We start from the raw sequence: 15,183 nt of genomic DNA on the forward strand, positions 1-15,183 counted from the left end.
GGGGGGCGTTCGTGACGCCCGCCGGCCGGCCGGACGCGGTCAGCGCTTGGTGTAGATGAAGCCGACCTTGTCGAGCTCGTCACCGGAGCGGCCGTGGAAGCCGGCGATCTGCCAGCCCGACGGGGCGGTGCGGGTCACGCAGTCCGAGGTCGTCGTACCACCGGCGAGGGTGCGGCCCAGGTTGGTGGTGAACTTCGCGTAGAAGATGCGGGTCGTGTTGTTGTACTTGCTCTCGCACAGGTACGCCGTCGTCACGTACTCACTGCTGCCCAGCGTCAGCGAGGACGCCGTGCCGCCGGTGCCGCCGTGGGTGAGCGTCGTGCCGTCGGCGAGGGTGATGCCGACCTGGTCGACCCGGGATCCGGTGCGCAGCGAGATGGTGGTGGCGCGGGCGCCGGCGGCCACCTTGTCGATGTCCTGGTAGTAGTCGCCGTGCGGACCGCCGAACTGGTCGCTCAGCTGGAAGTTGGCGTTCTGCGACCAGGAGAAGCCGACCGTGATCGGGTCGTGGTCGGAGAGCATCAGCCCGTCGGACGTCAGGAACTTGGCGTGCTCGTTGTTGTACGAGGTCGCGCTCAGGTTCACCAGCTTGCTGCTGCGGTACAGGACCTTGTCCACGACCTCGCAGGTGTTGGGCACGGTCGCCCCGGACTGGTCGCAGACCAGCGCGTCGCTGCCCTTGGCCGGCGCGCTGCCGCCGCGGATCAGCTGCACCCAGGCGTCGGTGAGCCCGTTGTTCGAGGCGAACTCGGCGATGGTGTCGGCGGTGCGGGTGTAGCGGGTGTTGGTGTCACCCATCACCACCACCGCGTTGCCGGCCGAGTGGGTGCTGATGAACGAGGTCAGCTGGCTGAGGTTGTCGGCCCGGGAGGCCTCGTCGCCGTCGTTCGTGCCCGCGTTGGTGTGCAGGTTGTAGAAGTCGACGTAGACGCCCTCGGCGAGCCGCTCGCGCATGAAGGTGAAGCCCTTCGGCGTGAGGCAGTCGCCGGAGTCGATCTGGCAGGAGTTCCAGCCGACGCGCTCGAAGTCGTCCCCGTCCCACGCGTAGTTGGAGACGGTGTTGAGCCCGCTGCCGATGCCCGCGCCGCCGCTGGTCGCGGTGCGGTAGGGGTGGGTGTCGGTGGCGTACAGGTACGCGTGGTAGTTGAAGTCCTCCTGGACGTTGACGATGTCGTACGGCGCGATGCGCGTGCCGATCTCCGTGGTGCTGGTGTCGCGCGGGGTGGGGGCGCTCGACAGGCCTTCCGGAAGCCCGGCGACGTTGTACGTGAGCACGCTGAACGTGCCCGAGCCGGCCGCCGCGGCCGGGGTGGCCGTCGCCGTGAGCCCGCCGAGAGCGGCGACGGCGGCCGCCAGACAGGCAACGAGTCTGCGCATGGGGGTGTCTCCTACGGGGAGGTGTGCGCTGAGAGTTGTGGGCATGCCAATGAGGCACGGCAAAACGTAGCGGCAAACGCTTTCTTCGGACCCCCTCTTGTTACTAACCAGTTTGGAAATTCCACGTGACGGCCAGAAGATCGACTTCCGCCCGTGGGGCCGATCGGGCGCTGACTGTTACTCACTTTCGGGTGACCGGGGCGCTGTTCGCCCGGTGGTCCGGTGGCGGCCGAGGCCGCTGTCTGCGGGGCAGAAGGGGCTGAAGAGCCATCAAATCCACTCATTCAACTCATAAATGGACGCTACATGCGAGAGTCATAGGAAAGCGAAGGATCCGTAATAGGCGCCGTGTGCGTCCCGAGCGCCGCACGGCCGGGTTGCAAGGTGTGGATGCGCGGCCGCCCGGCCGCCATCCAGCCCCACACACCCCTCGCGGCCTGCGGCTTCGCGCCGCACGCGGCGGGGGTGTGCGCGAACCCCGTGAAGGGGGACCACGTGTCCGTTTCCGTTTCCGCGACCGCCCGCCGTCTGGGCTCCGCCGCCGCCGTGGCGGCCGCCCTGGTGGGCGTCACGGCCCTGCCGGCCGCGGCGGCCGCTCCGCACCCCGCCCTGGCGCACCGCGACGCGGTCGTCATCAGTGCCGTACAGCACGACGTGCAGGGCAGGGCGGTCTACTCCGGCCGCGCCCTGAACCGGGAGTGGGTGGACGTCACCAACACAGCCCGCCGGGACGTGAACCTCGGCGGCTGGACGCTGTCGGACGCCGACGGTCACAGCTACACCTTCCGCCACTACCGGCTGGAGGGCGGCGCCACGGTCCGCGTCCACACCGGGGAAGGCCGGGACACCAGGGCGGACCTGTACCAGGACCGCCGCTCCTCCGTGTGGAACCACGACGCCGACACCGCGACCCTGCGCAACGAGAACGGGCGCTACGTCGACTCCGCCTCCTGGAGCCTGCACCACCGCCGTGACATGGACGACCGGCGCGACTTCGGTCACCGTGACGGGGGCGACCGGCGCGACTTCGGTCACCGTGACGGGGGTGACCGGCGCGATTTCGGTCACCGTGACGGGGGTGACCGGCGCGACTTCGGTCACCGTGACGGGGGTGACCGGCGCGACTTCGGTCACCGTGACGGGGGCGACCGGCACACCTTCGACCGCCGCCACTGATAGTGGGACCTCCGCCGCCAGGCCCCTTCGGGGGCCCGGCGGCGGCCCCGCCGGCCCTGGTCCAGAGGGTTGAGGCACAACATCCGAGTTCAGATCGTGCGCTCAGGACCGGCCGGCCTCGGGAGGTCGTTGACCAGAGCTGAGCGTACGGCGGAATCCTCGCGGGTCGATGTCGTCGATCTTCGGAAGGCCGCCACACCGACATGTTCGGCCGCTGCTCGTCTCAACTCCCCGATCTGCCCGGGGACTCCGGGGGCTGCGCGACCCGTACGCCGACGATGACGAAACCTGACGCAGTCATGGCGGCAGGCACGGCCCGGGATCTCTTGCGTTGCTGCTGAGGCCGGCCACGTCGGGCAGGACTCACGGTTGGCCCGAGGCATAGCGAACCGGTGACGTACCGACCGTGGACGTGAAGTCGCGGGTGAAGTGGGCCTGATCGGCGTAGCCGAGGTCCGCGGCGAGCGCCGCCCAGTCGATGTCCGTGCCCTGGTCGGCGCGCTCGGCGGCCTCGTGCAGCCGGGCTCGGCGCAGAACCCACTTCGGGGCGGCGCCGACATACTCGGCGAACAGGCGTTGCAGTCGACGCACAGTGATGCCGAACTCCTCGGCCACTTGGTCGACCCTGCGCAGATCGGGCGAGCCGGTGATGCGCTCGACCATTGCAGCGACCTGCTCGGCCACCGGATCGGGCTCCGGCACGCGGGTGAGCAGAAAGGAGTTCACGCGGGAGGCGATGGCAGCGGGATCCCCGACGCTGCGGAGCACCTCGTCATTGAGCAGGTCCGTCCCGGAGCCGAAGACCTCGGCGGCCGGGACGGACCGGTCGGCGAGGTCGGCCACCGGGCGGTCGGTGAACGGGCGGAACCCTCCAGGGCGGAACTTGACTCCGAGCACGTGTCCGGTCCCTTCCAGCCTGCGTACGAAGAGTGACCGGCTGACCCCGTAGACGAGAGCGGAGGGCGCCTCGAAGGCGAGGTGGACGTTGGGGTGGGCGAGCACCTTCTGTTCGTAGGCCGGCAGGCCGTCACGGTGCCAGCGCACCAGCCAGTAGAACTCGACGAAGCGCGCCAGTTGCGGGTCGGGACCGTGCCGGGTCAGGGTGATCGCGGCTGCGGCCTGGCCGGGATGGAGCACCCCACGTCCGAGGTCTGGTGAGGTCATACCCGCCAGGCTAACTGTCGCGTTTGTTCAAGACACGGTTCGCCGATGGGGCAAGGATCGGCACATGAACGGTCACCCGATCCACCCACTTCACCCCCTCATGGCTCATGCCGCAGCGGAGGCCGCGCGCATTGCCCGCGGTGTCCGAACGGAGCAGCTGAGCGGGCCGACGCCCTGCGCCGATTTCGACACCAGGACCCTGGTCAACCACTGGGTGCTCTACACCTCCCACGGCCTCGAACGCCGGGCACGCCGGGAGTCTCTGCCGGAAGAGCTGGTGACACGCGACTTCACCACCGACCCCGGCTGGGCCGGTGCCTACGCGGACCGGCTCGACCGTGCGGTGGCGGCCTGGTCGGATCCGGCCGTCTGGGAGGGGGAGGTGGATCTGGGCGGGATGACCATGCCGGCAGCGTCGATCGCCCAGATGGTGATCAAGGAGATGGCGCTCCACGGCTGGGACGTCGCCAAGGCCACCGGTCAGCAGGTCGTGGTCGAGGACGATCTGGCCCGTCTGGTTCTCGGAGTGGTCGAGGAGCACGCCGAGACGTATCGCCGGTACGGTGGCTTCGCCACTCCGGTGCCGGTGCCTGCCACCGCCTCGTTCCTGGATCGCGCCCTTGCGGCCTCCGGCCGCAACCCGGGCTGGGACCGGTCCACGGGCTGATCCCCTCCTCCGGCGAATGCTCGGCGCACGATCGGACACGGGGTGTTCTCAGACCCCGGCCACCGGTCCGCTCACCGCGGACGTGAAGACGACCTCGCCGTCCTGCACGCCGACGACGTCGACGGTCGCCGTGCCGTCGCCCCTGGTCGTCACCCCCGTGATGTCGATCCAGCAGGGGCTGTCGAGTTCGACGTACCGGTTGAACGACGTGGACGTGCTCGCCGGGATCAGCACACGGGGCGCCAGCCGGGCGCAGGCGGCCTGGCGGGCGCCCTCCATCAGGACCATGCCGGGCAGGTGATCACCGCCGTGGTCGAACAGGATCGGGTGGTCCAGGTCCGGGGTGAGCAGCCAGCGGTCCGGCGCGCCCGTGGCCGTCAGCACCACGTCGGCGGGGGAGGTGCGGCCCACGGCCGCCGGTGGCATCGGGACGGGCGCGACGACGGGGCCGGCCGAAGCCGCCTGCCGCTCCGGCCGGTTGGCGCGCAGCCGGGCGTAGACGGGCGGTGTGACGATGGAGTAGCGCCCCTCCCCGTGGGCCACGGGCAGGCCGTCCCGGCGCAGGACGAACCCGATGCCCATCCGGCGCGCGGAAGCCCGGCCGCGCGGTGCGGAGTCCGGGCAGGTCACGTCGAGTTCGAAGTCGGTGGGCCGGGAGGCGATCCGCAGCCGCTCCAGATCGGTGTGGCAGCTGAGCGACCACAGCACGAAGTGATGGCCGAGCGGGACACCGTGTTCCGCGTGCGTCACGAACATACCGGCCTGACGAAACGTCTCTGCGGCCTGGAGCGGGTCATGGCTCGAACCGTCGGGGCTGTTGAAGAACGTGTGGGCGCGGGGCCACTGTCCGGTGAGGGAGAACCGCAGTCCGTCGTCCTGGGCGGTACAGCCGGTGAGGAACACCTCGGCGAGGGATGCGCGGTGCACGTACTCCTTGGGGACCGTGGTGGTCAGCCGGGGCAGTGCGGGCAGACCGATTCCGATCTCGCCTGCGGACAGACTCATCGGCAACCCCCCGTCGGATAGCTCTTCGTTGGCTTGAAGCTCTGTTCGACGCCTATAAGATACGGACCTACCGGTTTTCTCGGGCCGGCCACCAGGTAAAGGATTCACCAAGCGTGGTTCGACTCGATCCATGCATGACTCCGCTCAGTGGTGGTTTGGCCAAGTATTTTTGCGCTCAACCACGCTGAAGGCACGGCGAAAAACGGACTAAGTGGCAGATGTCGACGGCTTGTTGTCGATGGGGCCGGAGTCCGGGCCGCCCGCGCGAAAACCTGTCCGACGGTCTCTTTTGGCCAAGTCCCCCCGGCGTCGGCCCTCCTGACGTGGTGCCCGAACCGCACCCCGCCTCGACAGCCCCTGCATGATTGTCGAACGGCCTGCGAGAGGGAGACCCCCGATGGAACCACTGCGCACCCTGCGCCTCGCCGCCGTCAACATCGACGGCGTCCTGCTCAACGACAGCTTCAGCCCCGTTCTGCACCGTCTCGTCCTCAAGTACGGCGGCGCGTACACCCGGGAGCTCGAGCAGCGGCTCTTCTCGCAGTCCCGGCTCGCGGCCGCGAAGGTGCTGCTGGAGGAGACCGGCGCCGGGGTGAGCGAGCAGGAGGCCGTCGCCGACTACTTCGCCGAGCGCGAGCGCTACCTGCGCGACCACCCCGTCCACATCCTCGACGGCGCCGAGGAACTCCTGCACCGGCTGCGCGCCCTGGGCCTGGACGTCATCTGCTACGGCGGCCTCGACGAGGACCACTTCCGCCGTCATCTCGGCGCCTGGGAGCACCTGTTCACGGCGCCGCACTACATCTGCACCAACGACTTCCGCCCGGGCATCCGGGAGATCGCCCAGGACCGCTTCGGCCTCGAACACCACCAGGTCCTCTTCATCGACGACGTCGCCCGTTTCGCCGGCCATGCCAAGGAACTGGACGTGCCCTTCGTGGGCCACCCCAGCACCTTCGCACACGGCTTCCAGCGCGAGCTGATGCGCGAACTCGGCGTCCGGCACCTGGTCGGCGGCCTCACCGAGATCGACGAGGAGCGCCTGCGCACCCTCGACCGGGAGGCCGGGCTCGGCACCGTCTGGCAGGACGCCGACTCTCTCTCCGGCGTGCGTGAGACGACCGGATGACCGCCGGGGACGGTGCCGTACTGGCGGGCCGGGGCGCTCCCGTCACCGGCGTGAGCGGCCGCATCGCGGTCGCCGCGGCCCGCGCCGCCGGTCCGGAGGAGGGCACGGAGGCGGCCGCCCGGCTGTGCGGTGGCAGGGCGGGCCTCGTCGCGGCTGCCACACTTACCGTGGACGGCGGTCGCACCGCCTGGTGAACTGCCCGGCAGGTACCGCACCGAGGCTCCGGCTCCGGCGCGGGACCTGCGCGAAACCGGCGTGGGATCAGGGCGGGGCCGTCCGGGAATCGATATTGTGCGGCCGAAATACCGACCCCCGATTGGGGTAAGGTACGTCACGTCCGGTTTTGTTTTGACCGAGGAGGGGTCCCCATGGTGCGTCAGGAGCGTGCGATTCGGACCCGTCGCGCTGTTGTCGAGGCCGCCGCCGCGGTCTTCGCGGAGCGCGGATACACGGCGGCGACCATCTCCGAGATCCTCGAGCGGGCCGGAGTCACCAAGGGCGCCCTCTACTTCCACTTCGACTCCAAGGAAGCCCTCGCGCGGGGTGTGATCAACGCCCAGATCAGCGACGACTACTGGGTTCCGCGCGAGCTGAAGCTCCAGGAGTGGGTGGACATCGGCATGACGCTGGCCTACCGGATCCCCAAGGAGGTCATCCTCCTCGCCGGCATACGGCTGTCCGCCGACATCCAGGGGCGTTCCCTGTTCGGCAGTGCCTGGCCCGCCTGGACCCAGCTGGTGACGGACAAGCTCGTGGAGGCGAAGGAGCGCGGCGAGGTGCTGCCGCACGTCACACCGCGCGAGACCGCCGAGTGCTTCCTCGGGGCCTGGATCGGGACCCAGTTCATGTCCGAGGTCGTCTCCGACTGGACCGACCTCAACGACCGCATCTCCGTCCTCTACAACCACGTACTCCCGGCCATAGCCACTCCCGCGGCCCTGATCCGGCTGGACACCGCGCCCGACCGGGGCGCCCGGGTCGTCGAGGAAGTCGAGCGCAACCGGCAGGAACCGCCCGTACCCACCGAGGCCTGACCAGCCTCGAACCAAACCGCCTTCCTGGTTTGTTAGCCCGTGGAGTCACGCCTCGGGCGGGGTGCGAGGGCCGCCGGAACAGTCCGGCCGGACCCCGAGCACCGGCAAGCCTCCCAGCCATGCTGTTCGCCAAGGCTTTCGTATCGGAACGTTGCAGGCCCAAGGGGAATCTGACCACCCAATTCCGGGTTCGCCCGGATCAACAGGGGGACGCGATGGTGAAGCAGCTCCGGGCGGCCCGAACCCGCCAGGCCCTCGTCGTTGCCGCCGCGGAGATCTTCGCCGCCGACGGGTACGCGCTGTCCTCGCTGCCGGCGATCAGCCGGCGGGCGGGAGTGAGCACCGGAGCGCTGCACTTCCACTTCCCCAACAAGGACGCCCTCGCGATCGAGGTGGAGAGCGCGGCCCGGCGGTCCGTCGAGCAACTGGTCGCCGACCGGCGGCCGTCGGCCGCCTCCGCACTGCACCTGCTGGTCACGGTCACCCGCGAGGTCCTGGGTGCGGTCGCCGCCGACGTCGTCGTCCGCGCCGGTTTCAAGCTGAGCGTCGATCCCTCCCGCAAGAACGCCATGGGCTTCGGCTGCTGGTGGCGTGCCTGGGTGTGCGAGGAACTGCTGCGCGCGCAGCGTTCGGGGGAGCTGGCCGAAGGGGTGTCACCGGACCGGGTGGCCGCGGTGATAGTCGCCGCGACGGTCGGCTTCGAGGTGCTCGGCGCGGAGGACCGCGACCGGATCTCACCCCGGCACGTCGAGCAGTTCTGGTCCCTCGTGCTGCCCCAACTCGCAGCCCGGGGCGACCAGTTCGCAGGCGTCGCGCATCCCGACACCTGCTCCGACGCCTGCTCCGACCCCTGGTCGCGGGCCAAGAGCGCGCCGACCGGCCGGAGTTCGGTTTGACAAACCGCCCGTGCCGTTTTTGACTCGGGGGCCCAAGGAATCGCCCCGCACCACCCACGGTGGCGGACGAGCAGAGGTACGGCATGGACATCGGCATACTCGGCGCTCTCGACGTGCGTGAGAACGGCGTCCCCATCATCCCGACCGCACCCAAGCCGCGTCAGGTACTCGCCGTGCTCGCACTGCACGCCGACCGGGCGGTGACCGTCGGGACGCTGACCGAGGAACTCTGGGGGCGACAGCCACCGCGCAGCGCACGCCCCACCCTGCAGACGTACATCATGCACCTGCGCGACCTCATCGCCTCGGCACTGGCGGAGACCGGCGACGGAGCGGGCGCGCGCACCGCCAAACAGGTCCTGCGTACCGTGCCCGGCGGCTATCTCCTCGACAGCGGTGAAGGCGCCAGCGACGTCCGGGAGTTCGAGCGGATCGCCGGCAGCGGATACCGGACGAGGGAGGCCGGGGACCAGCGCGAGGCCGCCCGGCTGCTGCGCGCAGCGCTAGACCTGTGGCGGGGCCCGGCCCTGGCCGACATCTCCGCGGGGGAGTACCTGCACGCCCGGATCCGGGGACTGGAGGAGAGCCGGCTGTGTGCGCTGGACCAGCGCATCGAGGCCGACCTGCGGCTCGGCCGGCACCGCGAGCTGATCCCCGAACTCACCGTGCTGGCCGCCCGCCACCCCACCCACGAGAGCCTGTGCGCCCAGCTCATGCTCGCCCTGCACCGCTCGGGCCGCCGGAGCGACGCCCTCGACGCCTACCAGCGACTGCGCACCACCCTGGTGCGCGACCAGGGACTGGAGCCCTCCGCCGCACTGGGCAGAATCCGGCAGTCCGTGCTGACGGCCCCGGCCGACGACACCCCGGCCCCCGGTCCCGGTACGGCGGACCCGCTCGCCCGGATCGGCTGACGGGCCCGCCCGAACCGGCTGCCGGACTTACCGGACGGCCGCCGCGGCGTGCCGGGCGATGCGGACGGCGGCGAACTCCGTGCCCGCCACGAACCGCATCATCGGCCCGAACATCGGCGCCGCGAGCGAACCCGTGAAGTACAGGCCCGGCACCGACGACTCGAACGTCCCCCGCAACGCGGGCGCCCGCGACCCCGGCACGCACGCCACGGCGTCCCGCACCGCGGGAGACAGGAACGGCAGGGCGTCCAGATCCAGCCGGTAACCGGTGGCCGCCAGCACATGGTCGACGGCCAGGGACTCGCGCTCGCCCCCGGGACCGGCGACGTCCAGGCGCACCTCCGACCCGTGGACCGCGGCCCCCGTGACCCGGCGCTCGGTGCGCACCGGTACGACACCCGCCACCCGGTCCCGCAGCCACCAGCCGCCCGAGGGCCCGAGCGCCCGCCGGAACAGCAGCAGCCGGGCCGACGCCGGCAGCCACCGCACACCGCCGGGCGACGCGCACACCGCGGCCAGGATCCAGCCCGTGCCGAGCGGCGAGGCCGGCTTGGCCACCCGCTGCGTCCAGGGCCGGGCCAGGTCGGGCGTCATCCCCCACAGCACCGTCCGCTCGCGCACCAGGACCTGAGTCTCGGCGCCCGCCTCGTGCAGCAGCGCGGCACTCTCCAGCGCGGACTGGCCACCGCCGACGACGGCCACCCGCCGTCCCGCGTACACGGACAGATCCGTGTGGTGGCTGGTGTGCGACACGCGGGCCCGCGGGCCCGGCCCCTCAGGAGCGAGCTGCCGCAACTCGTCCGGGACATGGGCGAGACCGTTCAGTCCGGTCGCCACCACGACGGCCGAGGCCGCCATCTCCTTCCCGTCGTCCAGCCGGACGACGAAGCCGGGGCCGTCCGCCGGCGGCTCGACCGCCGTCACCCGGGCCGGCTCGACCTCACCGACGTACCGCTTCTGGAACCACTGCCCGTACCGCACGAAGACATCGCACGGGATCGGTGTCAGCTCGGTCAGCTCCGGCTCGCTCTGCGCGCGCCGGAAGTCCGCCAGCCGGCCACCGGGCTCCGGCGCCGACAGGTCGGTCGCGTCCGGCGTCGACTTGAGGTACATCCCGGTGGCCATGGCGTGCCGCCAGCTGCCCATCACATCACCGAAGACGCGGACCGGTGCCCCCGCCGCCCGCAGATGGGCGGCCACCGACAGTCCGTACGGCCCGGCACCGATCACGACGACGGGTGGCCGCCCGTGTCCGGCGAACGTCTGCTCCTGGGCAGGGCGCTGCCCCGGAAGCGACTGCGTCATGCAATCCTCCGCTTGTCTGCTCGCCGCCTTCCCCAAAGCGGCGCGACACTGCGGGATGGCACGTCCGGGCGTGAAACGGACGTGCTCGTCCCCCCTCCGCGGGTGAGTCTCTCCCACGGGCGGGTGTCCGGAAACGATATCGACGCACGTTGGCCAAAACTTGGTCGAACCATACGACAAGTGACGTCGAGCATGTCATTGACGTGCGGAGGACGGCTGCCGATGATCACGGAACCGTCAGTACCGGTCGGCGCCCGCGGTCGGCCCGTCCCGGTAGGATCGCCCCGTGAACACCTACTGGCACGTCGTTCTGCCGCCGCTCTGCGCCTGACCGGGCGCACCCGCTGACGGCTCGAACCCACGCTCCCGGCCCTGCCTCCGAGGCGGCCCGGGGCTCACGTCGTGCGCCCGCATCGAAACCAGTCCGCAGACGGTATTCGACGACGGAAGTTCACGACTGTGCCGAACGACACCTCATCCCATTCCTCCCGCGCGCTCGGCGGCGCCGCCTCCGCGCGCCCGCGTCCCCGCCATTCCGGCCCGTTCGCCGGGCCGCTCCCGATCCTCACGGCCGCCGTGCTGTGGGGCACCACCGGGACCGCGAGCTCCCTCGCCCCCGCCGGAGTGCCGGCCGCGGCCGTCGGCGCCGCCGGCCTGGTCCTCGGCGGTCTGCTGCTGTTCCTGACCGCACCAGGCAGCCGGTCCCTGTCAAGGGCCTGCACCGGCGGCGAGCGCCGGCTGCTCGCCCTCGGCACCCTCGCGGTGGCCGGGTACCCGCTCGCCTTCTATCCCGCCGTCGCCCGCACGGGCGTGGCCGTGGCCACCGTGATCGCGCTCGGCGGCGCCCCCGTCTTCGCCGGCCTCCTCGCCTGGTGCACCCGCCGCTCCCGCCCCTCGGCCCGCTGGGCCACCGCGACCGCGGCGGCCGTCCTCGGCTGCACGGTGCTCGTCCTCGGGCCGGGGCTCGCCGGTGACGGCGCCCCCGTGGACGTCCTCGGCGTCCTGTCGGCCGGGCTCGCGGGGCTGTCGTACGCCGTGTACGCCCTGGTCGGCGGGGAACTGATCGCCCGCGGGCATGCCTCCGGCGCCGTGATGGGCGTGATGTTCGGGGGAGCGGCGCTGCTCGTGCTGCCGGTGGTGCTGTGGGGTGCGGGTGGCGGGCTGCTGACGGTGCGGGGCGCGCTGGTCGTCCTGTACCTCGGGGCGGTCACCACCTTCCTCTGCTACCGCCTGTTCGGGCACGGCCTGCGCCACACCGCCCCCCAGACCGCGACGACCCTGACCTTGGCCGAGCCTGCCGTGGCCGCGGTCCTGGGAGTCGCGGTCCTGGGCGAGCGCCTGCCGGGCGTCTCCTGGTGCGGACTGGCGGTGCTTGCGCTGGGCATCGTGTTCCTCGCCGTACCCGTCGGCAGCCGTGGGCGAGGAGCACGCCCCGAGTGACCGCGAAGTAACCGACCGGATGGTCTCTTTGTAACGACCTCCGAGGGCGGGATCCAGCCTGATTCCGTGGCCGAGTCGAGTGGCCCGATCGGATCGAGACCGCACCCGCGGTCATCGGAACAGTGCGGTTACGCTGGCGCTACGGTGATCGGGAAGGGTGGGGTGGAGTGCTGCCGGCGTTCTCCGGCGGCTCGTCAGAAATGGTCCAGGCGCTGCTCTGTTGACAGACTGTCCATGCTGTTTTCTACTGGCGGAGTGTCAGATGAGAGGACCAGGGAGACGCGTGTGGACATCGGGCTGCTGGGCGCACTGAACGTGCGGGAGAACGGGGCCTCCATCGCCCCGACCGCGCCGAAGCCCCGCCAGGTGCTGGCCCTGCTGGCCCTGCGCGCCGACCAGGTGGTGCCCGTCCCGACCCTGATCGAGGAACTCTGGGCGGGCACTCCACCACGCAGTGCCCGCACCACCCTGCAGACCTATGTGCTCCAGCTCAGGGAGCTCATCGCGGCGGCACTGCGCCGGGGCGCGGATCCCGGCGGCGCACCCGCCCGCTCCGCCAAGGACGTGCTGGAGACCCTGCCGGGCGGCTATCTGCTCGCCGCCGGAGGCGGCGGCAGCGACATCCGGGAGTTCGACCGGCTGCGCGAACAGGGCGTTCGCGCCATGGACGACGGGAACCTCGCGGGCGCCTCCGGCACCCTGCGCCGGGCGCTCGACCTGTGGAGCGGCCCGCCCTTCGCCGACGTGCCCACCGGGGTCCACCTGGGCACCGAGGCGCGGCGGCTGGAGGAGAGCCGGCTGTACGCGCTGGACCAGCGCATCGAGGCCGACCTCAGGCTCGGCAGGCACCGCGAACTGCTCGCCGAACTCACCGTCCTGACCAGCCGCCACCCCTCCCACGAGAACCTGCACGCGCAGTTCATGCTCGCCCTCTACCGCTCGGGCCGGCGCGGCGAGGCCCTCCTCGTCTACCAGCGGCTGCGCACCCTCCTCGTCAGGGACCTGGGGCTGGAGCCGTCGGCACGCCTGCGCCGCCTCCAGCAGTCCATCCTCACGGCCACCGCCGAGGACCCCGGCCCACCGCCGCACCACGACGAACTGGCCCGCGTGCCCTGAACCTCCGCCGGGGAACGGGGTTCCCCGGCGGCTAGGCCGCCAACGGGACACACAGCACGGCGGCGGGACCCTGCGCGCTGCCCGCCCTGGTGGTGAAGGCGACTCCGGCGACGTACTCACCGGCGGCGCACTGGCCCTTGTAGGCGCCGTAGGCGAAGTCGTCGCCCGCCCCGTCGGCGGGCCGGTTGTCGGACCGGTCGAACCAGACCGTCCGGCCGCTCGTGCCCAGCGCGGCGCGCGCGGGTGCGCACAGCACCGCCGACACCCGCTCCCCGCGACGGCTGTAGCCGATGGCGAACTGGCCCGCCGGGCACTGGTACTTGGTGTACCCGGAGGCCCAGTCGCCGCCCGCCGGCACGTACCGCTCGTCGGTGACCACCGTCTGCGCGCTGCCCGTGGCGCGCAGGTCGCCGGCGGTCGCGTCGGTGCACAGCCCGCGACCGCCGGAGTGTGCGAGGCCGATCAGCCGCAGCCCGTCCGGGCAGACCGCCTTGTAGGCGCCCGAGTCCCAGTCGCCGCCCGCCCGCACGCGCAGGGACTCGACCTGGTCGCCGTGGTCCGTGGCCAGCATCCGCCAGGTCGTCCCCGGCTCGACGTACCCCGTGCGGCCGGCGGAGTTCATGAGGTGGTCCCAGGCCGTGGCCCGCCAGTCGCCGCCGTCGAGGATGCCGGACCGGTGTCCGGAGGTGTCGTAACGCAGCAGCGCCCAGTCGTCGTGGCCCTCCCAGCCGACCAGCGGCCAGTAGGCGAAGTCGGTGTCGTGGTCGGCGAAGTAGTCGGTGATGTTGCCGAACCAGGTGCGGGCGGCCGTGCCGGTCTCGTTCGCGCCGATGCCGAACTCGCTGACCCACACGGGCGCGGTGTAGTGCTTGCCCTCGGCGGTGACGAAGAAGGCCTCGTCGGCCAGGGCCTGGTACAGCTCGTCGCGGGTCAGGTCCTGGTAGCGGGGGTCGCTGGTCTCGCCGATGCCGGTGGCGCCGCTGTGGTGGGGGCCGGTGTAGCCGTAGAAGTGGGCCGAGTAGACCAGCTTGTGGGCGTCGACGAGGGTGTTGGAGAGGGTGCGCACGGGGGTGAGCACGGGGCGGCCGTGGGGGAATCCGTCGACCGGCAGGCCGGTCCAGTTGATGCCCTCGACGACGATGAGGAGGTTCGGGTTCGCCTCGGTGAGGATGCGGTCGGCGGCCAGTTGGGCCGCCGCGTACCAGTCGTGGTCGTCGCCGAGGCCCCAGTTGGGATCGTCGAGCACGTTCCGGCGCACCTCGTTGTAGAGGTCGGCGCCCACGACGCGGGAGTCGGCGGCGTAGCGGCGGGCCATGAAGACCCAGTCGTCGGCCCACTGCTGGGTGGACTGGCCGGTGTTCCAGCGCTCGTTTCCGTCGACGCCGCAGCACCAACGGCTCGTGTTGGTGTGGTTGTTGAGGATGACGGCGAAGCCCGCGCCGGTGAGGGCGGTCACGACGGCGTCGTACACCTGCAGCGGGGTCTTCCCGCGCAGCTGCGGGTTGGCGGTGACCGCGGCGTCCGGCACCGGGGTCGTCGTGTGGATCATCTCGTTGGAGAACGGCAGCCGGATGCTGTTGATGCCGAGTGCCTGGAAGTCCGCGAGGAGCTGGGACAGGGGCGCGCGGTCCAGGCCGAGGGGGATGCCGTAGGAGTCCTGGCCGGCGTGGTGGTCGGCGGGGTCGTCGATGCTGCCGCTGCCCGTCCAGGAGCCCTGCGCGCCGTCCCAGTTGGCGGCCTTGAGGCGGAAGCGGTTGCCGGCGGCGTCGACGATGTAGCGGCCTCGGGTGGAGAGTGGGGGCTGCCAGGTGCCGCCGGCCGACGCGGCCGGTGCCGGTGTGGCGGACCGCGGCCCGGCGGTGGCCGGGGCCGTGCCGAACAGGGCGAGAACCAGGAACAGGGATGTCAGGTACGTGACAATCCGGAACGATCGTGCGATCGGCATCGGCAGTCCTCTGCG

General features: G+C 71.4%; 14 protein-coding genes. 9 read left to right on the forward strand and 5 right to left on the reverse strand.

Annotated features, from left to right (window positions below):
• Positions 1–39: 39 nt before the first annotated feature.
• Complete coding sequence (locus ACFWPQ_RS19770; protein ID WP_384035957.1) at positions 40–1,377, reverse strand: jacalin-like lectin; 1,338 nt, start codon at positions 1,375–1,377, stop codon at positions 40–42.
• Between the two features lie 495 nt (positions 1,378–1,872).
• On the opposite strand from ACFWPQ_RS19770, the gene ACFWPQ_RS19775 reads away from it, so the two are divergent.
• Complete coding sequence (locus ACFWPQ_RS19775) at positions 1,873–2,553, forward strand: lamin tail domain-containing protein (protein ID WP_384035960.1); 681 nt, start codon at positions 1,873–1,875, stop codon at positions 2,551–2,553.
• A gap of 363 nt (positions 2,554–2,916) precedes the next feature.
• Here the strand turns inward: ACFWPQ_RS19775 and ACFWPQ_RS19780 are convergent, their stop codons facing one another.
• A complete protein-coding gene (locus ACFWPQ_RS19780; RefSeq protein ID WP_384035963.1) occupies positions 2,917–3,717 on the reverse strand; it encodes a DUF6597 domain-containing transcriptional factor in 801 nt (266 codons plus the stop codon).
• A gap of 100 nt (positions 3,718–3,817) precedes the next feature.
• Here ACFWPQ_RS19780 and ACFWPQ_RS19785 point away from each other — a divergent pair, with 100 nt between their 5' ends.
• On the forward strand, positions 3,818–4,384 hold the full coding sequence (locus ACFWPQ_RS19785; RefSeq protein WP_384035966.1) for a TIGR03086 family metal-binding protein: 567 nt from the start codon (positions 3,818–3,820) through the stop codon (positions 4,382–4,384).
• 48 nt (positions 4,385–4,432) lie between these two features.
• On the opposite strand, the gene ACFWPQ_RS19790 is transcribed toward ACFWPQ_RS19785, so the two are convergent.
• Positions 4,433–5,389: a ScbA/BarX family gamma-butyrolactone biosynthesis protein gene (locus tag ACFWPQ_RS19790; RefSeq protein ID WP_384035968.1), complete on the reverse strand. Its 957-nt coding sequence runs from the start codon at positions 5,387–5,389 to the stop codon at positions 4,433–4,435.
• A gap of 397 nt (positions 5,390–5,786) precedes the next feature.
• On the opposite strand from ACFWPQ_RS19790, the gene ACFWPQ_RS19795 reads away from it, so the two are divergent.
• From ACFWPQ_RS19795 to ACFWPQ_RS19815, 5 genes are all read left to right on the forward strand, one after another.
• On the forward strand, positions 5,787–6,518 hold the full coding sequence (locus tag ACFWPQ_RS19795; protein WP_384035971.1) for an HAD family phosphatase: 732 nt from the start codon (positions 5,787–5,789) through the stop codon (positions 6,516–6,518).
• Entirely contained in the window at positions 6,515–6,712 is a 198-nt protein-coding gene (locus ACFWPQ_RS19800; RefSeq protein ID WP_384035974.1) for a hypothetical protein, read from the forward strand. The genes ACFWPQ_RS19795 and ACFWPQ_RS19800 overlap by 4 nt, the downstream gene beginning before the upstream one ends.
• A gap of 174 nt (positions 6,713–6,886) precedes the next feature.
• Positions 6,887–7,552, forward strand: a complete 666-nt coding sequence (locus ACFWPQ_RS19805) for a ScbR family autoregulator-binding transcription factor (protein ID WP_384035977.1) — start codon at positions 6,887–6,889, stop codon at positions 7,550–7,552.
• 215 nt (positions 7,553–7,767) lie between these two features.
• Positions 7,768–8,448, forward strand: coding sequence for a ScbR family autoregulator-binding transcription factor (locus tag ACFWPQ_RS19810; RefSeq protein ID WP_384035980.1), 681 nt, complete (start codon positions 7,768–7,770; stop codon positions 8,446–8,448).
• An 83-nt stretch (positions 8,449–8,531) separates the two neighbouring features.
• Complete coding sequence (locus ACFWPQ_RS19815) at positions 8,532–9,362, forward strand: BTAD domain-containing putative transcriptional regulator (RefSeq protein ID WP_384035983.1); 831 nt, start codon at positions 8,532–8,534, stop codon at positions 9,360–9,362.
• A gap of 27 nt (positions 9,363–9,389) precedes the next feature.
• Here the strand turns inward: ACFWPQ_RS19815 and ACFWPQ_RS19820 are convergent, their stop codons facing one another.
• A complete protein-coding gene (locus tag ACFWPQ_RS19820; RefSeq protein ID WP_384035987.1) occupies positions 9,390–10,667 on the reverse strand; it encodes an FAD-dependent oxidoreductase in 1,278 nt (425 codons plus the stop codon).
• Between the two features lie 459 nt (positions 10,668–11,126).
• On the opposite strand from ACFWPQ_RS19820, the gene ACFWPQ_RS19825 reads away from it, so the two are divergent.
• Both ACFWPQ_RS19825 and ACFWPQ_RS19830 read left to right on the forward strand, forming a co-directional pair.
• Positions 11,127–12,107, forward strand: a complete 981-nt coding sequence (locus ACFWPQ_RS19825) for a DMT family transporter (protein ID WP_384035990.1) — start codon at positions 11,127–11,129, stop codon at positions 12,105–12,107.
• Between the two features lie 285 nt (positions 12,108–12,392).
• Positions 12,393–13,223 (forward strand): BTAD domain-containing putative transcriptional regulator, encoded by an 831-nt coding sequence (locus tag ACFWPQ_RS19830; RefSeq protein ID WP_384035993.1) that lies wholly within the window; start codon positions 12,393–12,395, stop codon positions 13,221–13,223.
• A 31-nt stretch (positions 13,224–13,254) separates the two neighbouring features.
• Here the strand turns inward: ACFWPQ_RS19830 and ACFWPQ_RS19835 are convergent, their stop codons facing one another.
• The gene (locus ACFWPQ_RS19835; RefSeq protein ID WP_384035996.1) at positions 13,255–15,168 is read right to left on the reverse strand and encodes a glycoside hydrolase family 5 protein; all 1,914 of its coding nucleotides are present in this window, start codon (positions 15,166–15,168) and stop codon (positions 13,255–13,257) included.
• Between the last annotated feature and the right edge of the window lie 15 nt (positions 15,169–15,183).

This window comes from Streptomyces sp. NPDC058464 (genome assembly GCF_042721035.1).
In the GTDB taxonomy this organism is placed as follows: Bacteria; Actinomycetota; Actinomycetes; order Streptomycetales; family Streptomycetaceae; genus Streptomyces.